The sequence below is a fragment of the Promicromonospora sp. NPDC019610 genome, from assembly GCF_044389365.1.
In the GTDB taxonomy this organism is placed as follows: Bacteria; Actinomycetota; Actinomycetes; order Actinomycetales; family Cellulomonadaceae; genus Promicromonospora.
The window spans coordinates 423,899-445,235 of sequence record NZ_JBIRXX010000003.1 but is presented as its reverse complement, the minus strand read 5'-3'; the positions used below and the strand labels follow the sequence as shown (position 1 = coordinate 445,235).

Sequence of the window (21,337 nt, the reverse complement as noted above, 5' to 3'; positions counted from 1 at the left end):
GACCCTCCCAGATCGATGTCAAGACACGGTCCACCGTTGGCCGGGTCTGAGTCAAGTGTCCCGCTCGGCGCTCCGGATCAGGAGTTGCCGTCGAACAGCGAGGTCACGGACCCGTCGGAGTGGACCTCGTTGATCGCGGAGGCCAGCAGCGGCGCGATCGAGAGCACCTTCAGGTTCTCGAACCGGCGGTCCTCCTCGATCGGCAGCGTATCGGTGACCACCACCTCGCGCGCCCCGCACTCGGTGAGCCGCTGCGCGGCCGGGCCGGACAGCACGCCGTGCGTCGCCGCGACGGTCACGGACTTGGCGCCCGCGGCCATGATCACCTTGACGGCCTCGGCGATGGTGCCGCCGGTGTCGATCAGGTCGTCCACCAGCACGCAGTCCTTGCCCTGGACGTCGCCCACGACGCGGTTGGCGACCGACTGGTTGGGCCGCGTGACGTCGCGCGTCTTGTGCACGAACGCCAGCGGGCCGCCGCCCAGCTTGGAGGCCCAGATCTCGGCGACGCGGATACGGCCGGCGTCGGGCGACACGACGGTGACGTTCTCGACGTCGACACGGGTGCGCACGTAGTCGACCAGGATCGGCATGGCCCACAGGTGGTCCACCGGCCCGTCGAAGAAGCCCTGGATCTGGGCGGTGTGCAGGTCCACGCTCATCAGGCGGTCCGCGCCCGCCGTCTTGAACAGGTCCGCGATGAGCCGGGCCGAGATCGGCTCACGGCCGCGGCTCTTCTTGTCCTGCCGGGCGTAGCCGAAGAACGGCGCGACCACGGTGACGGAGTGCGCCGAGGCGCGCTTGGCCGCGTCGACCATGAGCAGCTGCTCCATGATCCACTGGTTGACCGGCATGGTGTGCGACTGGAGCAGGAACAGGTCCATGCCACGCACCGACTCGCTGAAGCGGACGTAGGTCTCGCTGTTCGCGAAGTCGTACGCGGACACGCCCAGGAGGTCGATGCCCAGCTCCTTCGCGACGTTCTTCGCCAGCTCAGGATGCGCTCGGCCCGCCGCCAGGACGAGCGGGTGGCGGTTGGGTCCGGGAACGGTGCTGGACATCAGTGCGACTTTCCTTCCTCGTCGGCCCCCGGGGCGGGGGCCTGGTCGGCCGGTCCGGCCTGGGTGGCCGCGGCCTGCGGGGCCGCGGGGGCCCCGGCTGCATTCTGCTGGGCAAGCTGGCGCTGTGCCTGGTCACCGAGGCCGGACGGCGCGTTGGCCGACGCCGCGGCGTCCGCCGCGGCCGTGCCCGGCCGACGTCGGCCGACCCAGCCCTCGATGTTGCGCTGCTGCCCGGCGGTGACCCCGAGCGCGCCCGCGGGCACGTCCCGGCGGATCACGGAGCCGGCAGCGGTGTACGCGCCGTCACCCACGGTCACGGGTGCGACGAACATGTTGTCCGCGCCGGTGCGCGCGTGCGAGCCGATCACCGTGCGGTGCTTGTGCACACCGTCGTAGTTGACCGTCACCGACGCGGCGCCGATGTTGGTGTGCTCGCCGATCGAGGCGTCGCCGACGTAGGAGAGGTGCGGCACCTTGCTGCCCTCGCCGATCTCGGCGTTCTTGGTCTCGACGAAGGTGCCGATCTTGCCCTTGCGGCCCAGCTTCGTGCCGGGGCGGAGGTAGGCGAACGGGCCCACGGAGGCGCCCTCGCCGATCACGGCGAGCGACCCGTGCGTGCGGACCACCGTCGCGTCCGCGCCCACCTCGACGTCGGTCAGCGTGGTGTCCGGGCCGATCGTCGCGCCCGTGGCGACCACGGTGGCGCCCTGGAGCTGCGTGTTCGGCAGGAGCGTGACGTCGGGGGCGAGCTCGACGTCGACGTCGATCCACGTGGTGGCCGGGTCCTGGACCGTCACGCCCGCGCGCTGCCACTCCTCGACGACGCGGCGGTTCATCTCGCGGGCGAGGACGGAGAGCGCCACGCGGTCGTTGACGCCCTCGACCAGCATCGGGTCGTCGGCGAGCAGCGCGCGCACGTGCAGGCCCTCGGAGCGGGCGAACGCGACGACGTCGGTCAGGTAGACCTCGCCCTGCGCGTTCTTGCTGTCCAGCCCGTTCAGCCCGCGGCGCAGGGTGGCGGCGTCGAACACGTACACCGACGAGTTGATCTCCAGGATCCCGAGCTGGTCCGCGCTCGCGTCCTTGTGCTCGACGATCTCGAGCACGTCGCCCGTGTCCTTCTCGCGGACGATCCGGCCGTAGCCCGTCGCGTCGGCGACCTCGGTGGTGAGGATGGTGACGGCGTTGCCGTCCGCGTGGTGGGCGGCGAGGAGCTGGCCGAGCGTGGCGCCGTCGAGCAGCGGGACGTCGCCCGCGACGACGACGACCGGTCCCTCGATGCCGTCACCCACGATCTCGCCGTCGGCCAGGCCCGCCGCGGCGGACGCCGCCTGGGCCTTGGAGTCGAGCGCCGCCAGCGCGCACTGCACGGCGCGACCCGTGCCGGGGATGTCGTCCTGGTCCACGAGGATCGCGGCCGGGTCGAGCCGGCCGACGGCGTCGGCGACCAGGTCGCGCTCGTGCCGGACCACCACGGCGACCTGCGCGGGCTCGAGCTCGCGAGCCGCGGCCAGCGCGTGCCCCACCATCGGCTTGCCGCCGAGCGGGTGCAGGATCTTCGGCAGCGCTGACTTCATGCGGGTGCCCTGGCCGGCGGCAAGAACGATGACTGCTGCCGGCTGAGGTGTCTCGGTCACGAGTGCTCCGATCGGTGGGTTCGTCAGATCCGGATGGCTCCGCCCCCAGGATTCGAACCTGGACTAAAGGCACCAAAAACCTCTGTGCTGCCGATTACACCAAGGCGGACCGGGCGCGCGGGAGGCTCCGTCGTGACCCGAGGCGGGCGTGTGCCACCGTCGCACGTCCGTGAACAGTCTGCCAGGTCCCGGGGCATGCCCCATGCCGGACGGGTCGAGTCGTCAGCCACATCCGCGGCCCGGGACGCCGTCGCCGGCGCCCGGCCGGGACACGCCCCGAACGGCCGCTCGGGCACAATGAACCCCATGGCCGCCGAAAACCGACGTACCCATCGACCTCGCATGACGGCCAGCCAGCGGCGTGAGCAGCTGCTCACGGTCAGCCGCGGCCTGTTCGCCCAGAAGGGCTTCGAGGGCACCAGCGTGGAGGAGATCGCGGCGCGGGCCGAGGTCTCCAAGCCCGTCGTCTACGAGCACTTCGGCGGCAAGGAGGGCATCTACGCCGTGGTCGTGGACCGCGAGGTGCAGGCCCTGACCCACGCCCTGACCGGGGCGCTCGGCTCCGGCGGCCACCCGAAGGTGCTGCTGGAGCGGACGGCGCTCGCCCTTCTCGACTACATCGAGTCGTCCGAGGACGGCTTCCGGATCCTCGTGCGCGACTCCCCCGTGGCGCAGGCGACGGGGACCTTCTCCAGCCTGATCGGCGACGTCGCCACCCAGGTCGAGGCGATCCTGGAGCCGCAGTTCCGCGAGAACGGGCTGGACACCAAGGCCGCCCCGCTCTACGCGCAGATGCTGGTCGGGATGATCGCGCTCACGGGCCAGTACTGGCTGGACGCGCGCAGCCCCCGGAAGACCGAGGTGGCGGCGCACCTGGTGAACCTCGCCTGGAACGGCCTGCACAACATGGAGAAGAAGCCGGCTCTGACAAAGATGTCGCGCTGAGGCCTGGGGCAGCCACACACTGACGGAGCGTCAATACCGTCGGCGAAATGCCGCAGACAACTGAAATGCCCGGTGTCGTCAAGTCAGTTTGCGCCGACGCAACAATGTCTGCGCCAGCGCAAAAGAACGAACGCCTCCTGCGTTGAATACGCAGGAGGCGTTCGCTTTGGCTGGGGATGTTGCTCACGCCGCTATAGCGGCGTATTCCCTGCTCAGAGACCCAGAAGGACGCGGATCTGCGCCAGGGTGATGCCGAGGGAGTCGAGCAGGGTCGAGACGATGTCAACAACAGACATGGTGCTTTTTCCTTCCGGAAAACGGGAATCACAGGATGATCACCTGCGAGCGGAACAGTGTTCGCGTTCCATACATTAAGCACACGACACGGACTCTGCAACGGGAAATGGATATTCGGCTTTAATGCGCGCCCGGTTTCACCCTGTGATATTGGGGGTGAAACTGGGCCATGGTCCGCCATGAAGCGGACATATTTCTGAACGAGAGTCAGTTGTCCGGGAGTGGCCGGCGGCGTCCGTAGTCGCCGTCGCGACGTCGGCAGTTGGCGCTGAGGTCGGCAGTTGGCGCTGAGGTCGGCACAGGCCTGTGCCGACCTCAAAGCCAACTGCCGACGTCGCGGGGAACTGCCGACCTCGCCTGGGCATGGCGGCAAGCACTGACAGTTGCCGCCGGCGGCGATCTAGGCTGCGGCGCGTGACCTCCTCCGAGCGACTCGCCACCGTCCGCGACGACTACGACGCCAAGGCCGAGGCTTACACCGCGTTCATCGGCGAGGCGTTCGCCGGCCAGCCCCTGAACCACGTGATGGTCCAGGCGTTCGCCGACCTGGTCCGGCAGTTCGTCGGCGAGCAGGCAGCCGGCGAGCAGGCAGCCGGCGGGCGGTCAGCCGGCGGGCAGGTGGCCGACGTCGGCTGCGGGCCCGGGCACGTCACCGCCTTCCTCCGGGACCGGGGCGTCGACGCGTTCGGCGTCGACCTGTCGCCCCGGCTCGTGGAGCACGCCCACGCGGCCCACCCGGGCGTGCGGTTCGACGTCGGCGACCTGGGCGACCTCGGCGCACTCGGTGTCGCCACGGCGAGCCTGGCCGGGGTGATGGCGAACTACTCCCTCATCCACACGCCGCCGGACGCGCTGCCGGCGACGCTCGCCGAGCTGACCCGCGTGCTGGCTCCGGGCGGGTATCTCCTGGTGTCGTTCCAGGCGCTCGACGCCGCGGGCGGTCCGGCCGAATCCTTCGACCACAAGGTGTCGCCCGCCTGGCGGTACTCGCCCGACCACGTCGTCGGCCTGCTCGGCCGGCACGGCGTGACCGAGGTCGCCCGCCTGGTGATCGCGCCGGGCGAGGACCCGGTGCGGGGGTTCCCGCAGGCGCACCTCCTGGGCCGCCGGGCGGCCGGCTGAGGCACCCGCGGCCGGCCTCGCCGCCGGCCACGCGGCCGATCCCACCGCTCACCACGCGGCGAGCAGCAGCTCCTCCACCGCGTCGGCGGTGACCTGGCGCGGGTTCGGGTACGGGTCGGCCGCCACCCGCTCGGCCGCCTCACGCAGCGCGGTGCGGGGCAGGCCGAGCGCACCGAGCGTCGTCGGGCCGTCGTGCCGGGCCGCGAGCGCCGCGACCGCGGCCGCCGGGTCGCCGTCGGCGACGCGGGTCAGGCGCGCTGCCGCGTCCGGGGCGGCGACCAGGTCGAACCGCATGACGTGCGGCAGCAACAGGGCGTGCAGCTCGGCGTGCGGCAGGCCGTAGGTGCCACCGAGCACGTGGGCGAGCTGGTGGTGCAGCCCCATCCGCGCCTGCGCCAGGCAGGCGCCCGCCAGCCACGCGGCCTCCTGGAGCCGGCCTCGCGCGTCGACGTCGGACAGCCGGTCCAGCACCAGCGGGAGCGCGGACAGGATGCCGTCGGCGGCCTCGACCCCGTACGCGCGCGTCGCGGCGCTCGCCCCGGTGTCCCACAGCGCCTCGACGGCGTGGGCCAGCGCGTTGAGCGCGGAGGTCAGCGTGAGCCCGTGGGGCATCGACAGCGTGAGCTCCGGGTCGTAGACGACCGTGCCGGGCGCGAGGGCGGGGTCGCGCCGCGTCGTCTTGACGCCGTTCTCGGTCTCGCCGAGCACGGGCGTCGCCTCCGAGCCCGCGTAGGTGGTGGGCACGGCGACCTGCGGCATGCCGGTCCGGATCGCGAGCGCCTTGGCGAGCCCGATCGCCGACCCGCCGCCGATCGCCACGAGCGCGTCGGCGCGCACCTCCCGGGCCACGGCGAGCGCCTCGGCGGTCACCTCGACGGGGGTGTGCTGGGCCGGGCGGCCGAAGGTCGCGGCATGCCGCTCCCCCAGGTTCGTGGCCAGGTCCTGCGCCACCTCGGCCGACGACGGCGCCGCGACCACCAGCACCCGCTGCGCGCCGAGCCGTTCGATCTCGTCCGGCACGAGGGCTCGTGCGCCGGCGCCCTGCAGCACTCGTCCGGCGTAGACCTGGTGCACCCTGATGTCTGTTCCCACGATGCCTGAGCCTACGGTCGCCGCCCCGTCGTCCACCACGGTACGCACGCCGGGCGTCTGGTCGAGATTCTTGACATCGAGACATCCGGTAGCCTCTCGCCATGGAGCACACAGGTCCCGCCGACGAGGTCGACCGCATCGTCGCCGCGTGGCACCACGTGCGCCCGGACCTCGAGCTCGAACCGCTGACGGTGTTCAGCCGGGTGTCCCGGCTGGCGCGGCACCTGGATCTGGCCCGCCGCACGGCGTTCGCGCGGCACAGCCTGGAGACATGGGAGTTCGACGTGCTCTCGGCGCTACGCCGCGCCGGGGAGCCCTATCGCCTGTCGCCGGGCACGCTCGTCACCCAGACGCTGGTCACGAGCGGCACCATGACCAACCGGATCGACCGGCTGGAGTCGCGCGGGTTCGTCCAGCGGCACCGGTCCCCGGACGACCGCCGCGGTGTGCTGGTCGAGCTCACCGACGAGGGGCTGGCGCGGGTCGACGCCGCGATGAGCGACCTGCTCGACATCGAGGCCAAGGTGCTCACCGCCCTGTCCCCCGCGGAGCGCCCGCAGCTCGCGGCCCTGCTCCGCACGGTGACCGCGCAGTTCGACGACTGAGCCGGAGGCGCAGTGCAGGGTGGGGGCCGAGGAACGAGGCACCCGCCCGGAGCGGAGCCGCAGGCTCAGGCGACGACAACAGAGCCTGAGCCGGAGGGCGGCGCCGCAGAGCCTCAGCGGTCCCGGCTCACCATGATCTTCTCGCGGCCCACCTGGTCCGGCAGGAAGAAGAGGTCGTCGGCGTCGGCCACGTACAGGGGCAGCTCGCCGAGCTTCGCCGGCATGCCGTCGGCGTCGGTGACCGTCAGCTCGACGTGGTCCGCGGAGCTCTTCGAGTTGTACTTCCAGGTGCCTTCGATCTCGGCGGGTACGTCGCTGCCCGCCCCGTCGAGCAGCTCGTCCGGGACGCCGACGGCCGTGAACGTCCGGTCCTCGCCGAGCGCCACGACGGTCCCTGCGCCGTCACCCACCCAGGAGCCGACGAACTCGGGCTCCGTGTAGTCCACCTTGCCGAGATCGAACCCACATCCCGACAGCATGAGTACGCCGACGAGTGCTCCCACCGCGGGGAAGACCTGTCGCTGGTTCATTCCACACCTCAGTTGTTCCAGTCGTGACCGGTCGCCCAATCTAGCGGGAAAGCCGCAATCCCTCCTGGGGGAACCGGGGTGTCGAGCAGCACATCGTGTGGTGATGCGATGGACGCCCGACGCAACCAACTGCCGCCGTCGCGCACAATGAACGCATCATGAGCAACATCCGCGCGGCGGCGGGCGGCTCCGCGCTGCTCGTCGCGGTACTCGTCTTCGCCCTGAACCTCCGCACCCCCATCACGTCTCTCCCGCCGGTCATGTCCGACGTCGCCGCCGGGCTGGGCCTCGACCAGACCCTGGCGGGCCTGCTGGTGGGCATCCCGGCGCTCTGCTTCAGCGTGGTGGCCCCGGCGGCGTCGACCCTGATCGCCCGGGTCGGGCCGTACGCGGCGGTGACGGTCGCCCTGGTCGGGGTGATCGTGGGCACGCTGATCCGGTCGGCCGGGTCGGGCACGGTAGGGGTGGTGGCGGCCTTCACGGGGACCGTCGTGCTGGGCGCGGCCATCACGGTGGGCAACGTGGTGGTCCCGGTGATCATCGCGCGGGACTTCCCGGCGCGGACGGCGTTGGCCACCGGCCTGTACTCGTCGGTGATGAACCTGGGGTCGGTCTTCGCGACGTCGCTCACCGCTCCCCTCGCCGTCCTGCTCGGGTGGCGCGGCGCTGTCGCGTCGTGGTCGGTCGTGGCGATGGTCGCGCTCGTGGTGTGGAAGATCACCACCCGCCGCCTGGTCGACCGGCCCGCCGCCCTGCGCGCTCCGCCCGTGGCGGAGCGGCCCGAGGAGACCTGGGCCGGCGTGCTGCGGCGTCCGATCACCTGGGTGCTGACCGTGGCGTTCGCGGGCCAGTCGTTCTCCTACTTCGCGGTGACCGGCTGGCTGCCGGAGCTGCTGCGCGACCTGCTGGGCGTGTCGGTGACCACGGCGGGCAACGCGGCCGCGCCGTTCCAGGGGCTCGCCATCGCGGGCAGCGTGCTGGTGCCGCTCGCGCTGGCCGCCCGGGTGCCGATGCGCGGCGCGGCGGTGGTGATGGCCCTGCTCTGGGTCTCGCTGCCGGCGGGCCTGCTGCTCGCGCCGCAGTGGTGGCTCCTGTGGGTGAGCCTCGCGGGGATCGCCCAGGGCGGGAACTTCGTGGTGATCTTCACGGTGGTCGCGCAGCGGTGCAAGACCGTCGCCCAGACCCGGCGCACGGTCGCGGCCGTGCAGGCCTTCGGCTACGCCGTGGCGGCGTCCGCGCCCGCGGTGATCGGGGCGGTGCACGCGGCGTCGGGCGGCTGGACCGCGGCGCTCGTGGTGCTGCTGGGGTCCACGCTGGCGCTCGGGACGGCCGAGCTGGTCGCGACCCGGCGTCGGGGGTCGGCACGGCCGTAACAGGAACTTTTCCATACTCGTTGAAACTTGGCAGGATCATTGCCAATCTTTCCAGCATGACGACACACCTTGAGCCCACCGCAGTGCTCCCCACCCTCCGCGAGCACCTCCTCGTCGACGGGTTCGACCTGGTCCTCGACCTCACCCGGTCGCACGGGTCCACGCTCGTCGACGCGCGCGACGGTCACGAGTGGCTCGACCTGTTCACCTTCTTCGCGTCCTCGCCGCTCGGCATGAACCATCCCGCTCTGGCCGACGACCCGGCCTTCCGCGAGGAGCTTGCCGCCGCAGCGGTCAACAAGCCGTCGAACTCCGACATCTACACGGTCGAGATGGCGCGGTTCGCCGACACGTTCGCGCGGGTGCTGGGCGACCCCGCCCTGCCGCACCTGTTCTTCATCGACGGCGGCGCACTGGCCGTCGAGAACGCGCTCAAGGTCGCGTTCGACTGGAAGTCCCGTCACAACGAGGCGAACGGCCGGTCCCCGGAGCTCGGCACCCAGGTGATGCACCTGGAGCACGCGTTCCACGGCCGGTCGGGCTACACGATGTCGCTCACCAACACGGAGCCGGGCAAGGTCGCCCGCTTCCCCAAGTTCGACTGGCCGCGCATCCCGTCCCCCTACCTGGCCGAGGGCAAGGACATGGACGCCGCAGAGGCCGCGGCGCTCGGCGCCGCCCGCGCCGCGTTCGAGGCCAACCCGCACGACATCGCGGCCTTCATCATGGAGCCCATCCAGGGCGAGGGCGGCGACCACCACTTCCGCCCCTCGTTCCTCCAGGGCATGCAGGCGCTGTGCCGGGAGTTCGACGCCCTGTTCGTCATGGACGAGGTGCAGACCGGCGCCGGGATCACCGGCACCACCTGGGCGTACCAGCAGCTCGGCGTCACGCCCGACATCGTCGCGTTCGGCAAGAAGACGCAGGTCTGCGGCATCATGGCCGGCGGCCGCGTGGACGAGGTGCCGGACAACGTGTTCGCCGTCTCGTCGCGGATCAACTCCACCTGGGGCGGCAACCTGACCGACATGGTGCGCTCCCGCCGGATCCTGGAGACCTACGAGGAGGAGGGCCTGGTCGAGCGGGCCCTCATCATGGGCAAGCAGCTCCAGGACGCCCTCACCGAGCTCGCCGGGCGGCACGACGGCGTGACCGACGTGCGGGGCCGCGGCCTGATGTGCGCGCTGACCCTGCCCTCGCGCGACGTGCGCGACCGGGTGCTGGCCGCGCTCACCGAGCGGAGCGTGCTGCTGCTGGGCTGCGGCGAGCGGTCGGTGCGCTTCCGCCCGGCCCTGACGGTCACGACCGAGGCGCTGGAGGCCGGCGTCCTGGCCCTCGACGAGGCGCTCACCGCGACCCTCTGACAGCTCGGCCGCCCTTCCCGGGCGGCCCCCGGACCGACCGGTCAGGCGCTCGGGTGCCCAGAAGACCCGGGCGCCCGGCCGGTCACTCGTCCTCGGCCGCGACGCTGTCCGCGATCCGGATCAGCTCGGCCACCGAGGGCCCCGCGTTGGCCGTCGGTGTGCGCCCGATCGTGGCGAGCAGCAGGTAGGAGCCCACGTCGTCGGTCCACTCGACCCGGACCGGGCCGAACCCGTTGTTGTCCACGCGGGTCACGCGCGCCTCCAGGCCCGACTCCTCCAGGTCCTTCCACTCCACCGTCACGGTGTCGCCGGACAGCTTGCCGGACAGCTCCTTCGCTCCCGGGTACGCCACGTAGACGATGGCCGACGCCGGGTGGAACGCCCCGCTGCGGACCTCCTCCTCGGGCCACCCGGTCCCCGGCCGGCCGCGGAACGTCTCCGCGTTCTCGGGGCCGTCCAGCGGGTAGGTGATCCAGGTGCCGAGGTGGTCCTCCGCCGTCGTGCGGCCCATCCCCGCCGAGATCTCGGCAGGGCACTCGGCCACGGCCCGGCGCACGTCGTCGGGCACCCAGTGCGGCTGGCGCAGGTCGGCGGCGCAGGTGTTCGCCGTGAGGTCGGTGGCGTCCGCCGGGACGACGACGGGCTCGTCCTCCCCCGCGCCGAGCACCAGCGTGACCACCACGATGATGATGGCGCCCAGCAGCGTCACGGCCCCGCCGAGCAGCCACTCGGGCCGGATCCTCGGCTCGTCGATGGTGGTGACCACGTCAGCCCCCGCACTCGATCTCGGTGACGGCGTCCCGCGAGAGCGCGATGACCTTGTTCGACGTGACCGGGCTCCGCGCCACCCCGGGCAGCACGTAGGAGCCCCAGTCGCAGTCGTTCTCCGCGAGGTAGGCGTCCCGCGCACCGCCCGGCGCCGCGTAGCGGATGCGGTGGTCGGGGCCCTGGCAGCTGTAGTCGGGATCGCACAGCGAGATGGCCAGCGCCCGCATCGTGACCCACGTGCTGGTGTCCACGCAGCCGTCGACGGGCAACCCGTTGTAGGCCTGGAACGCCCGGGTCGCGGCGTCCGACTGGCTGTCCCAGGTGCCGTCCACGGTCTCCAGCCCCGTCGCGGCCGACAGCACGTTCTGCGCCGCGACCACCTGGCCGCCGGACGTCTTGCCGCACTCGCCGACCGGGTCGTTGGAGACCCAGGTCGCGCTCGAGTTGGCCGCCTGCACCACGGCGGCGACGATCAGGGCGAGCACCACGGTGCCCCCGCCCGCCTGCAGCCAGGTTCGGGTGGTGGGCATTTCCTCGCGCTCCTTCGTGTGCCCGACGACGGAGCCGGGCGCGGGTGCTGGCTACCGCGAGCGTAACAACTCGCACTTACACGACGGAAGCGGCGTACCGGCAGAAACCGGATTACGTGCCGCGTGCTGGGCTACCGGGTCGTGTGCGCGCCGCCGTTCACGTGCAGCGTCTGCCCCGTGAGGTGCCGCGCGGCCGGCGAGGCCAGGAACGAGACCAGCCCGGCGACGTCGTCCGGCGTGCCGGGGCGCTTGTCGTGGGTGGCCGCGACCAGCCGGCCCCGGCGCTCCTCGGTGAGCCGGCCCTTGAAGTACCCGGTGTCCTCGATGTAGCCGGGCGCCACGCAGTTCGCGGTGATCCCGCGCGGCCCGACCGTCGCGGACAGGCCGGCGGTCCACGCCTGGACGGCCGCCTTGGCCACGCCGTAGGACGTGCCCGCGTACTCGGCGCCGATCGATCCGACGGTGACGACGGTGCCGCCGGCCGGCATCCGGTCGAGGACGGCGGTGACGACCAGCACGGTGCTGATCAGGTTGGCGTCGAGGTTGGCCCGCCAGCCGTCGGCCACCTGCGCGAGGCCCGCCGGCTCGGGGCCGTCGAAGTCCGTGTTGCCGCCGGCCATGGCCACCAGCACCTCGACGGGCGCGTCGAGCTGCGCCACGAGCGCCTCGACGTCGTCCGGCCGCCCGACGTCGCAGCGCACGCCGCGCGCGCCCGTCGCCTCCGCGACCCGGTCGAGCCGCCCGGCGTCGCGGCCGGTGATCACGACCTGGCGCCCCTCCTCGACGAACCGGCGCGCCACCGCGCCGCCGATGCCGCCCGATCCGCCGGTGACGAGCACGAGTCCGGACATGCCGCTACCTCCTGGTGACGTGTACGTTTAGATCTAAACGTACAGGAGGCCGGTGTGACCGAGTACCCCTTCGACACCACGGCGGCCGTTCCGCCCGAGGACATCGCCGCGGCGTGGGAGCGTGAGCTGCCGGGTGTGCCGGTGGCCTCGATCGGCGTGATCACACCGCTGTGGCGCGCCGCCAAGACCCTGGCCGACGAGCGCCGCCGGACGCTGCGCCGGATCGGCATCGACCCCGCGACGCTCGACCTGCTCAGCACCCTGCGCCGGTCCGGGGAGCCGTGGTCGCTGACCACGCGCGAGCTCGCGGCGCACACGCTCGTCACCGCCGGCGCGATCTCGCAGCGGGTCGCCCGGGCAGAGCGGGAGGGCCTGGTCGTGCGCTCGTCCTCCGACGCCGGACGGCGGGCCGTGGCCGTGACCCTGACCGACGCCGGGCACGCGCTCGTCGAACGCGCCGTGCGCGAGCTGCTCACCCACGAGGAGTCACTGCTGGCCGGGCTGCCGGCCGAGGACCGCCTGCTCCTGTCAGGACTTCTCACCCGGCTCACCACGGCGCTCCGGGGCCAGATCTCGGAAGAGATTTCAGATGAGTGAAAGAAAGCTCCACCAGCAGGCGCACGACGGGCCGGCCGGTAATGTCGGCCGCATGCTGCGGCCCCTGCTCAGCCCGCCGCGACTGCGTCCGGGCGACACGGTCGCCGTCGTCGCCCCGTCCGGCCCCGTCCCGGCCGACCGGCTCGACGAGGGCGTCGCCCACCTGCGTGCCTGGGGCCTCGACGTGCAGGTGATGCCCCACGTGCTGGACACGCACCCGGACCACGCCTACCTGGCGGGCCACGACGAGGCGCGCGCCGCGGACTTCCAGGAGGCCTGGCTCGACCCGGACGTCCGGGCGATCGTCACGGCGCGCGGCGGCTACGGCGCCGCACGGATGGTCGAGCTCGTCGACTGGGACGCGCTCGCTGCCACGGACCCCAAGGTGCTCGTCGGGTACAGCGACTGCACCGTGCTGCACCAGGCGGTCGCCGCGCGGCTCGGGCTGGTGTCGCTGCACGGGCCGATGTCCGGGACCATGTCGTTCCTCAAGTCCGACGTCGCTCGCGAGCGCCTGCGGCGCACGCTCTTCGAGCCGGAGACCACGCAGGTGCTCACCGGCCCGGACGCGCACACCCTGGTGGGCGGCTCGGCCCGCGGCGTCACGACGGGCGGTTGCCTCTCGCTCCTGACGACGTCCGTCGGGATCGGCCCCACGACCCCCTCGGCCGCGGGCGGCATCGTGCTCCTGGAGGACATCGAGGAGAAGGCCTACCGGATCGACTCGTTCCTCACGCACCTGCTGCGTGCGGGCTGGTTCGACGGCGCGGTGGGCATCGTGCTCGGGTCGTGGCAGGACTGCGAGCCGGTCGAGCCGGTGGTCCTGGACCTGCTGGGCCCGCTCGGCATCCCGATCCTGGGCGAGCTCGGGTTCGGCCACGGCCCCGACCCGCTCACCGTGCCGTTCGGCGTCGCCGCGGAGCTGGACGCCGACGCCGGCACGCTCACGCTGGACCACCCGGCCCTGGCGCTGCGCTGAGCCTGCGGGATGGATGGGCGGGACCGGCCGGGCCGGCCGGGCCGGATCAGTCGAGCTCGGCCGTCTGCCCCTCGAAGTACGTCTGCAGCACCACCGTCGTGCGCGTCGAGACCTTCGCCGTGCGCCGGATCTTGCCGAGCAGCTCCTCCAGCGCGCGTGGCGACGCCACCCGCGCGGTGAGCAGGTAGTTCGCGTTGCCCGCCACCGAGTAGCAGGACTCGATGCCGGCCATGCCGCGCAGCCGCTCGGGCGCGTCGTCCTCCTGGGCCTGGTCGAGGGGCGTGATCTCGATGAAGGCGGAGAGTGGCAGCCCCACCGCCTCCGGGTTCACGACGGCCCGGTACCCCGTGATGACGCCGCGCGCCTCCAGCTTGCGCACCCGCACCTGCACGGCGGACAGGGAGAGCCCCGAGATCTCGGACAGCACCGCCAGCGTGGTGCGCCCGTCCTTGCGCAGCGCGTCGACGAGCGCCCGGTCCACCCCGTCGAGCGGTGTCAGATCGTTGTCGGTCATCCCGCCACCTCCGCAGCTTCCAACCAGGCCGCCTCGAGCTCGTCCCGTTCGCTCGCCAGGTCGCGGAGCTCCGCGTCCAGCCGCGCGACGGCCTGATAGTCCGTTGCCTGCCGCGCGATGTTCTCGTGCAGCTCGGCCTCTTTCTGGGCAATCTTCGCAAGTTGCCGCTCGATCCGGGAGACCTCCTTCTTCGCGGCGCGGATGTCACGCTGCGAGAGCTCCTCGCCGCCCGGCGCCGGAGCTCCCGTCGCCGCGCCGGCCGCACCCGCGCCGGAACCTACGCCGGCCCCGGAACCACCCCCCGAGCCGGACGCGCCGGAGGCGCCCGCCGACCTGGCCGCCGCCCGCAGCCGCAGGTACTCCTCGACGCCCCCGGGCAGGTCGCGGATGGTCCCGTCACCGAGCAGCGCGACCTGCCGGTCGGCGACCCGCTCCAGCAGGTACCGGTCGTGCGAGACGACGATGAGCGTGCCGGGCCAGCCGTCCAGCAGGTCCTCGACGGCGGCGAGGGTGTCGGTGTCGAGGTCGTTGGTGGGCTCGTCGAGCAGCAGCACGTTGGGCTCGGACACCAGCAGCCGCAGGAGCTGGAGCCGCCGCCGCTCGCCACCGGAGAGGTCCCGCACCGGCGTGTACGCGCGCTCGCGCGTGAAGCCGAGCTTCTCGGTGAGCTGCGCGGCGGTGAGCTCCTTGCCGTCGACGACGACCCGGCCCTTCTCCTGCTCGATCACCTCGACCGCCTTCAGGGTCCCGAGCTCGTCGAGCTCGGCGACGTCCTGCGAGAGCTCCCGCACGTGGATGGTCTTGCCGCGCTTGACGCGCCCCGAGTCCGGCTCGCGGCGGCCCGCCAGGAGCGCGAGCAACGTCGTCTTGCCGGCGCCGTTGACGCCCACCACGCCGTACCGGTCGCCGGGGCCGAGGCGCCAGGTCACGTCGTCGAACAGGACCTTGCCCGGCACCGTGACCGACACCGACTCGAGGTCCAGCACGTCCTTGCCGAGCCGCCGCGTCGCCATGCGCGTCAGCTCCATCGAGTCGCGCGGCGGCGGCTCGTCGTCGATCAGGGCGGAGGCGGCGTCGAGCCGGAACTTGGGCTTGGACGTGCGGGCCGGAGCCCCGCGCCGCAACCACGCGAGCTCCTTGCGCAGCAGGTTGTCCCGCTTCTCCGCGGCCGTGGCGGCCTGCCGCGCCCGCTCGGCGCGGGCCAGGATGTAGGCGGCGTACCCGCCCTCGTACCCGTCGACGGCGCCGGTCCCGTCGCCGCGCACCTCCCACATGCGGGAGCAGACCTCGTCGAGGAACCAGCGGTCGTGCGTCACGACCACGAGCGCGCCGTTCGTGCCCGGGCGGCCGTACCGCTCGCGCAGGTGGGCCGCGAGCCAGGCCACGCCCTCGACGTCGAGGTGGTTGGTGGGCTCGTCGAGCAGCAGCACGTCCGGGTCCTGGACGAGGAGGGCCGCGAGCGCCACGCGGCGGCGCTGGCCGCCCGAGAGCTTCGCGACCGGGGCGTCCCAGGCGAGGTCGGCGATCAGGCCGTCGTGCACCTCGCGGACGCGGGCGTCGGAGGCCCAGACGTGGGTCTCGGCGTCGCCGTGCACGAGGTCGAGCACGGTGGCGTCCTCGGGCAGCTCGTCGCGCTGGTCCAGCAGGCCCAGGGTGGAGCCGCCCACCCGGGTGACGCGGCCGCCGTCGGGCGGCGTGGCGCCCGCGAAGATGCGCAGCAGGGTGGACTTGCCCGCGCCGTTGGGGCCCACGATGCCGACGCGGTCGCCGTCGTCGAGCCCCAGCGAGACGTCCGCCAGAAGGGTCCGGGTGCCGATGGTCAGCGCGATGCCGTCTGCGCCGAGAAGATGTGCCACCTACCAAGGGTAGTCGCGCGCTACGCTCACCCCGGCCGCCCCTTCGACAGGCTCAGGGCGGCGCGCCGACCGCACAGGAAAGACTTCGCCGCCGGCACAGCAGAACACGACGCCGAGGAGCAACCACGTGGCCCAGTTCGACATGCCGCTGCCCGAACTCGAGAAGTACACCCCGGAGGTCGACGAGCCCGCCGACTTCGACGAGTTCTGGTCGACCACCCTGGCCGAGGCCCGCACGTTCGACGACGCACCGCAGGTGGAGCGCATCGACGTGGGGCTCACCGAGATCCTGGTCGACGACGTCACGTTCGCCGGTTTCGGCGGGCACCCGGTGAAGGGGTGGCTGACGCGCCCCGCGCACGCGGCGGGCGACCTGCCCGTCGTGGTCGGGTACCAGGGCTACGGCGGCGGGCGGGGCCTGCCGCACGAGCACATCCAGTGGGCCGCGGCGGGCTACGCGCACCTCATGATGGACACGCGCGGCCAGGGGTCGGGCTGGGGCGCGGGCGGGGACACGCCGGACCCGGCCGGTTCGGGCCCCGCGTCCCCCGGCTTCATGACGCGCGGCGTGCGCGACCCGCACGACCACTACTACCGGCGCGTGTTCACCGACGGCGCCCGCGCCGTCGACGCGGTGCGCGCGATCCCGGGCCTGGACCCGGCGCGGGTGGCGCTGAGCGGCGGCAGCCAGGGCGGCGGGATCACCATCGCCGTCGCGGGCCTCGTGCCGGACGTCGTGGCCGCCATGCCGGACGTGCCGTTCCTGAGCCACTACCGCCGCGCGGTGTCGATCACGGACAACGCGCCGTACAGCGAGATCACGAAGTACCTCTCCGTGCACCGCGACCCGGCGGTCGAGGAGCAGGTCTGGCGCACCTTCTCCTACCTGGACGGGGTGTCGTTCGCCCGGCGCGCCCGCGCGGCGACGCTGTTCTCGGTGGCGCTCATGGACGCCACGTGCCCGCCGTCGACCGTGTACGCGGCGTACAACGGCTGGGGCCCGGGCGGGGCCGGTGCGGTGAGCAAGGAGATCGACGTCTACCCGTACAACAACCACGAGGGCGGCGGCGACTACCGCTTCCCCCGCAAGCTCGCATGGCTGAACAAGATCATCTGACGGCCGGGGGTCCTGGACCGGCGTCCGGAGTGTCGGACACGGGCGGTACGCTCCGAGCGCACGCCCAAGACCCGGAGGTACCGCCCGTGCCCGAGTACGACCTGCCGCTCGTCACGGTGGCACCGGCTGCTCCGCCTGCCACCGACGAGCCCACGGACTTCGACGTGTTCTGGGCGGCGAACCTCGCCGCGCACCGGGACATCGAGGTCGCGCCGGTCCTGACCACGACGTTCGCCCGCTCGCGCGACCTCAACGCGGAGACGGTGACGTTCGCCGGCTTCGAGGGCCGCCCGGTGACGGGCTGGCTCGTCATGCCGGTCGGGGCCGCCGCGACGCTGCCCGGCCTGGTCGAGCTGCGGCCGGCCGGCAAGGCCGCGGCGCGCGACCTGGAGTGGCTCGCGTCCGACGGGTTCGCCCACCTGGTCGTCGAGGTGCCGCAGGACGACCTGGACGACCCGTACAACCGGGGTGTCTTCACCGACGCGGTCCGGGCGGTGCAGGCCCTGCGCACGCTCGAGAGCGTGGACCCCTCGCGCATCGCGGTGCTCGGCACGGGCCCCGTCGCGGCCGCGGCCGTCGCCGCGGCCGGGCTGCTGCCCGACCTCGCGTGCGCCCTGGTCGAGGGCGACATCCCGGCGGCGCACAAGGACTCCCTGGTCGCGTTCGCCCGCCGGGCGAGCACCCCGCTGCAGCTCACGCAGGGCGCGGGCGCCCAGGTGCTGCTGGAGGAGTGGGGCCGCAACGCCGCCCTGGCGCTCAGCGCCATGACGGGCACCGTCGAGCGGGTGGTCGAGTGCACCCTGACCGCCGAGACCAACCTGGCGACGCGGCGCACCCGCTGGATCACGCGGCACACGCACCTGACGAACGTCTTCGTCCCCCAGGTCGCGTACTGACCCGGTGCGCGCTCAGGCGCGCATCGGGGTCACGATCTGCGTGCCCGGGGCCGGCCCGGTGGCGCACCAGACCGCGTCGACGACGTCGGCCGCCGTCCACGCGGCGCCCAGCGCCAGCGCGTGCTGCCGGGACCGGCCGAGCGCGGCGACCGTAGGGCCCGACCCGGAGACGACGACGCCCAGCGCGCCGGACTCGGTGGCGACCTCCAGCACGTCGGCGAGCTCGGGCCGCAGGTCGAGCGCGGGACCCTCCAGGTCGTTGTGCAGCGCCTTGCCGAGGGCCACCGCGTCACCGGCGCGCAGCGCGTGCATGATCGCGGTGTCGTCGGTGGGGGCCACGCGCGGCGTCGACGGCCCGGCGAGCTCGTCGAACCGGCGGAACACCGTGGGCGTCGAGAGGCCCTCCCGCTGCGTCGCGAAGCACCAGTGGAACTCGCCGCGGGTCATCGCGGGCGTGAGCAGGTCGCCCCGGCCCGTGCCGACGGCGGTGTGCCCCAGCAGCGAGAACGGCACGTCGGCGCCGAGCTCGGCCGCCAGCTCCACGAGGTCCGGGCGGGGGATGCCGGCCTCCCAGAGGGCGTCGCAGGCCACGAGCGCCGCGGCGGCGTCGGCGGACCCGCCCGCCATGCCGCCGGCGACGGGCACCCCCTTGGTGATGTGCAGCTGGACGTCGTCGGGCAGGCCCGTGCGCTCGGCCAGCAGCGCGGCGGCGCGCCACGCGAGGTTGGTCTCGTCGGTCGGGACGACTTCGGCCTGGGGGCCCGAGACCGTCAGCGAGATGCCGGCACCGGGTGCCGCCTGGGTCGCCGTCACCTCCTCGTACAGGGAGACGGCCTGGAAGATCGTCGCGAGCGGGTGGTAGCCGTCGTCGCCGACGGGACCCACGCGCAGCCCGAGGTTGACCTTGCCGGGCGCGCGGACCCGGACCGACGGCGGCGGGGCCGCTGAAAGACGCGGGATCACTCGTCCCCCTTCTCTCGCTGATCGAGCTTGTCGAGATCCGAGGTCTCGACAGGCTCGACCGACGAAGTCGCAGAAAGCTGCTCCGCGATGCGCGCGAACTGCTCGACCACGAGCGTCTCACCCCGGGCGCCCGGGTCCACGCCGGCGGCCCGGAGTGCCGCCTCGGCGGCGGCGCCGGAGCCGAACACCGCGGACAGGGCGGCGCGCAGCGTCTTGCGGCGCTGCGCGAACGCGGCGTCCACGACGGCGAAGACCTGCTCGCGCGAGGCCGTGGTCGACGGCGGGTCGCGGCGCTCGAGGTACACGAGCGCGGAGTCGACGTTGGGTGCGGGCCAGAAGACGTTGCGCCCGATGGTCCCGGCGCGGCGGGCCGACGCGTACCACGCGGCCTTCACGGACGGGATGCCGTAGATCTTGGAGCCCGGCACGGCGGCGATCCGGTCGGCCACCTCGGCCTGCACCATCACGAGCACGCGTTCGAGCGAGGCGAACCGTTGCAGCATGGTGAGCAGCACCGGGACGGCCACGTTGTACGGGAGGTTCGCGACGAGCGCCGTCGGCGGCTCACCGGGCAGCGCGGTGACGTCCAGCGCGTCGGAGAGCACCACCTCGACGTCGGCGCCCGGGACCCGGGTCCGCACGGTGTCGGCGATCTGCCCGGCCAGGACCGGGTCGATCTCGATCGCCACGACGGAGGCGCCGGCCTCCACGAGGCCCAGCGTCAGGGAGCCCAGCCCGGGCCCGACCTCGACCACCCGCTCGCCGGGCCGGAGCCCGGCGGTGCGCACGATCTTGCGGACGGTGCCGCCGTCGTGCAGGAAGTTCTGGCCGAGCGTCTTGGTGGGCCGGACGCCCAAGCGCCCTGCCAGGTCGCGGATCTCCGCGGGACCGAGCAGGGCGCTTGAGGTGTCGTTCATGCAGGTGAGCCTAACTGGAGAATGTCGCAGTCAGCGGATCAGTACCAACCCACCGACTCCGAGTGGCCCCACGCACCGCACGGCGTGCCGTAGCGGTCCGCGATGTAGCCGAGGCCCCACTTGATCTGGGTGGCCGGGTTGGTGGCCCAGTCCGAGCCCGCCGAGCCCATCTTGGAGCCCGGCAGCGCCTGCGGGATGCCGTAGGCACCCGAGGACGGGTTGGCCGCCTGGTAGTTCCAGCCGGACTCGCGCTCCCAGAGGGACTCGAGGCAGGTCCACTCCGAGCCGGTCCAGCCGCGGGCGGCGGCCAGCTGCTGGCCGATCTCCTTGACGGAGCCGGACGGCGCCGGGGTGCTGCTCTCGGTGCTCGTCGCCTCGACGGTGGCCTTCTTCTCCACCGGACGCTCCTTGGTGCCCTCGACGATCACGCCGGTGACCGGCTTCCTGGTCACCTTGTTCGAGAGCTCCTTGCGGGCGACGACCTCGCCGTCGATCGTGCGGAGCTGGACGATGCGCGTGCGCACGCCGTCCTTGCCCGCGGTGCGGACGTGGTCGCCCTCGTCCTCGTAGCGGTTCTTGTCCTGGACGGTCTTCACCTCGTGGTCCACGTCGAACTTCTGCGTGACCTTCTTGGTCTCGACCCGCTGCACCTGGACGGCGACGTCGGCGCCGGCCTTCGTGGCGGCCTTGGCCGACTTCGCGTCGATCGCCTTGTCCTCGGCCAGGGTGGCCACGGGCACGATGTTCACGAGGTCGTCCTTGTCGAGCTCGACCTTCAGGCCGTCGAGCACGCTGTCGACGCCGTCGGCGTGGTCCTCGACCACGCGCGTCTTGCCGTCCGCCACGACGGCGACGGGGCCGTCGTCGTTCAGGCGGAGCGGGAGCGAGGCGCGGTCGCCGGAGCGGGACGCCACCAGGGCGACGTCCCCGCCGCGCTCGGCGAGGGTCGTCAGCGCCTCGACGGCGTCGGTCACGGTGACCCAGACGTCGCGCTCGTCGCCGCCGTCGGACATGGTGACCTGGCGGGCGTAGCGAACGACCACCTGGTCACCGTCGGACAGCTTCGCGTCGGTGTCGGGGGCGACGACGTCGCGCTCGCCCAGCCGGACGCCCTGCGACTCGAGCATGCCCTGCACGGAACCGGAGTAGGTGGTGATGGTCTTGCTGGTGCCGTCGACGTCGAGCGTGACGGTCTTGCGCGCCTCCGCGAAGGCGACGGAGCCGGAGGCGGCGATCGCCACGGCTGCGAGGCCGGCGACCAGGGGCCAGCGACGGCGACGCTTCGAGAGGGTCGTCTGAGGGTTCGGGGCCTCGGACTCTGAG

The 21,337-nt window shown here is 72.8% G+C and carries 21 protein-coding genes and 1 tRNA gene; 9 read left to right on the top strand and 13 right to left on the bottom strand.

Annotated elements, in window-relative coordinates; all coding sequences use genetic code 11:
- Positions 1-77: 77 nt before the first annotated feature.
- From ACH45N_RS23235 to ACH45N_RS23225, 3 genes are all read right to left on the bottom strand, one after another.
- Complete coding sequence (locus ACH45N_RS23235; RefSeq protein ID WP_397398328.1) at positions 78-1,061, bottom strand: ribose-phosphate diphosphokinase; 984 nt, start codon at positions 1,059-1,061, stop codon at positions 78-80.
- Entirely contained in the window at positions 1,061-2,638 is a 1,578-nt protein-coding gene (gene glmU, locus ACH45N_RS23230) for a bifunctional UDP-N-acetylglucosamine diphosphorylase/glucosamine-1-phosphate N-acetyltransferase GlmU (protein ID WP_397398628.1), read from the bottom strand. The genes ACH45N_RS23235 and glmU overlap by 1 nt, the downstream gene beginning before the upstream one ends.
- Before the next feature lie 94 nt (positions 2,639-2,732).
- A tRNA-Gln gene (locus ACH45N_RS23225) sits at positions 2,733-2,807 on the bottom strand.
- 233 nt (positions 2,808-3,040) lie between these two features.
- Between ACH45N_RS23225 and ACH45N_RS23220 the strand changes: the two genes are divergently transcribed.
- Together ACH45N_RS23220 and ACH45N_RS23215 are read left to right on the top strand one after the other, a co-directional pair.
- Positions 3,041-3,643 (top strand): TetR/AcrR family transcriptional regulator, encoded by a 603-nt coding sequence (locus ACH45N_RS23220; RefSeq protein ID WP_285105724.1) that lies wholly within the window; start codon positions 3,041-3,043, stop codon positions 3,641-3,643.
- 711 nt (positions 3,644-4,354) lie between these two features.
- Entirely contained in the window at positions 4,355-5,062 is a 708-nt protein-coding gene (locus ACH45N_RS23215) for a class I SAM-dependent methyltransferase (protein ID WP_397398327.1), read from the top strand.
- Between the two features lie 48 nt (positions 5,063-5,110).
- On the opposite strand, the gene ACH45N_RS23210 is transcribed toward ACH45N_RS23215, so the two are convergent.
- On the bottom strand, positions 5,111-6,154 hold the full coding sequence (locus tag ACH45N_RS23210; RefSeq protein WP_397398326.1) for a maleylacetate reductase: 1,044 nt from the start codon (positions 6,152-6,154) through the stop codon (positions 5,111-5,113).
- A gap of 101 nt (positions 6,155-6,255) precedes the next feature.
- Here ACH45N_RS23210 and ACH45N_RS23205 point away from each other — a divergent pair, with 101 nt between their 5' ends.
- A complete protein-coding gene (locus tag ACH45N_RS23205) occupies positions 6,256-6,759 on the top strand; it encodes a MarR family winged helix-turn-helix transcriptional regulator (RefSeq protein ID WP_377227818.1) in 504 nt (167 codons plus the stop codon).
- Positions 6,760-6,872: 113 nt separating this feature from the next.
- Here the strand turns inward: ACH45N_RS23205 and ACH45N_RS23200 are convergent, their stop codons facing one another.
- The gene (locus tag ACH45N_RS23200; protein WP_397398325.1) at positions 6,873-7,289 is read right to left on the bottom strand and encodes a hypothetical protein; all 417 of its coding nucleotides are present in this window, start codon (positions 7,287-7,289) and stop codon (positions 6,873-6,875) included.
- A 158-nt stretch (positions 7,290-7,447) separates the two neighbouring features.
- Here ACH45N_RS23200 and ACH45N_RS23195 point away from each other — a divergent pair, with 158 nt between their 5' ends.
- Positions 7,448-8,662, top strand: coding sequence for a CynX/NimT family MFS transporter (locus tag ACH45N_RS23195; protein WP_397398324.1), 1,215 nt, complete (start codon positions 7,448-7,450; stop codon positions 8,660-8,662).
- 56 nt (positions 8,663-8,718) lie between these two features.
- Positions 8,719-10,026: an L-lysine 6-transaminase gene (lat, locus tag ACH45N_RS23190; protein ID WP_397398322.1), complete on the top strand. Its 1,308-nt coding sequence runs from the start codon at positions 8,719-8,721 to the stop codon at positions 10,024-10,026.
- An 82-nt stretch (positions 10,027-10,108) separates the two neighbouring features.
- On the opposite strand, the gene ACH45N_RS23185 is transcribed toward lat, so the two are convergent.
- From ACH45N_RS23185 to ACH45N_RS23175, 3 genes are all read right to left on the bottom strand, one after another.
- Positions 10,109-10,792, bottom strand: a complete 684-nt coding sequence (locus tag ACH45N_RS23185) for a hypothetical protein (protein ID WP_397398320.1) — start codon at positions 10,790-10,792, stop codon at positions 10,109-10,111.
- A 1-nt stretch (position 10,793) separates the two neighbouring features.
- Positions 10,794-11,324 carry a peptidoglycan-binding protein gene (locus ACH45N_RS23180; RefSeq protein WP_397398318.1) on the bottom strand — a complete coding sequence of 177 codons (531 nt, stop codon included), beginning with the start codon at positions 11,322-11,324 and terminating at the stop codon, positions 10,794-10,796.
- A 131-nt stretch (positions 11,325-11,455) separates the two neighbouring features.
- Complete coding sequence (locus ACH45N_RS23175; RefSeq protein WP_397398316.1) at positions 11,456-12,175, bottom strand: SDR family NAD(P)-dependent oxidoreductase; 720 nt, start codon at positions 12,173-12,175, stop codon at positions 11,456-11,458.
- 54 nt (positions 12,176-12,229) lie between these two features.
- On the opposite strand from ACH45N_RS23175, the gene ACH45N_RS23170 reads away from it, so the two are divergent.
- Together ACH45N_RS23170 and ACH45N_RS23165 are read left to right on the top strand one after the other, a co-directional pair.
- The gene (locus ACH45N_RS23170) at positions 12,230-12,772 is read left to right on the top strand and encodes a MarR family winged helix-turn-helix transcriptional regulator (protein WP_397398314.1); all 543 of its coding nucleotides are present in this window, start codon (positions 12,230-12,232) and stop codon (positions 12,770-12,772) included.
- A complete protein-coding gene (locus tag ACH45N_RS23165) occupies positions 12,765-13,751 on the top strand; it encodes an LD-carboxypeptidase (protein ID WP_397398312.1) in 987 nt (328 codons plus the stop codon). The genes ACH45N_RS23170 and ACH45N_RS23165 overlap by 8 nt, the downstream gene beginning before the upstream one ends.
- A gap of 46 nt (positions 13,752-13,797) precedes the next feature.
- Here ACH45N_RS23165 and ACH45N_RS23160 read toward each other — a convergent pair whose 3' ends face one another.
- Together ACH45N_RS23160 and ACH45N_RS23155 are read right to left on the bottom strand one after the other, a co-directional pair.
- Positions 13,798-14,265 carry an Lrp/AsnC family transcriptional regulator gene (locus ACH45N_RS23160; RefSeq protein ID WP_377227827.1) on the bottom strand — a complete coding sequence of 156 codons (468 nt, stop codon included), beginning with the start codon at positions 14,263-14,265 and terminating at the stop codon, positions 13,798-13,800.
- Positions 14,262-16,121, bottom strand: coding sequence for an ABC-F family ATP-binding cassette domain-containing protein (locus ACH45N_RS23155; RefSeq protein ID WP_397398310.1), 1,860 nt, complete (start codon positions 16,119-16,121; stop codon positions 14,262-14,264). The genes ACH45N_RS23160 and ACH45N_RS23155 overlap by 4 nt, the downstream gene beginning before the upstream one ends.
- Before the next feature lie 127 nt (positions 16,122-16,248).
- Between ACH45N_RS23155 and ACH45N_RS23150 the strand changes: the two genes are divergently transcribed.
- Positions 16,249-17,238 (top strand): acetylxylan esterase, encoded by a 990-nt coding sequence (locus tag ACH45N_RS23150; RefSeq protein ID WP_397398308.1) that lies wholly within the window; start codon positions 16,249-16,251, stop codon positions 17,236-17,238.
- 86 nt (positions 17,239-17,324) lie between these two features.
- Entirely contained in the window at positions 17,325-18,134 is an 810-nt protein-coding gene (locus tag ACH45N_RS23145) for an acetylxylan esterase (protein ID WP_397398306.1), read from the top strand.
- Positions 18,135-18,146: 12 nt separating this feature from the next.
- On the opposite strand, the gene ACH45N_RS23140 is transcribed toward ACH45N_RS23145, so the two are convergent.
- From ACH45N_RS23140 to ACH45N_RS23130, 3 genes are read right to left on the bottom strand one after another with little or no spacing between them, the layout of a single operon-like run.
- The gene (locus ACH45N_RS23140) at positions 18,147-19,097 is read right to left on the bottom strand and encodes a 4-(cytidine 5'-diphospho)-2-C-methyl-D-erythritol kinase (protein WP_397398304.1); all 951 of its coding nucleotides are present in this window, start codon (positions 19,095-19,097) and stop codon (positions 18,147-18,149) included.
- On the bottom strand, positions 19,094-20,014 hold the full coding sequence (gene rsmA / locus ACH45N_RS23135; RefSeq protein WP_397398302.1) for a 16S rRNA (adenine(1518)-N(6)/adenine(1519)-N(6))-dimethyltransferase RsmA: 921 nt from the start codon (positions 20,012-20,014) through the stop codon (positions 19,094-19,096). The genes ACH45N_RS23140 and rsmA overlap by 4 nt, the downstream gene beginning before the upstream one ends.
- Positions 20,015-20,052: 38 nt before the next feature.
- Positions 20,053-21,255 carry a ubiquitin-like domain-containing protein gene (locus ACH45N_RS23130; protein ID WP_397398300.1) on the bottom strand — a complete coding sequence of 401 codons (1,203 nt, stop codon included), beginning with the start codon at positions 21,253-21,255 and terminating at the stop codon, positions 20,053-20,055.
- Positions 21,256-21,337: the final 82 nt, after the last annotated feature.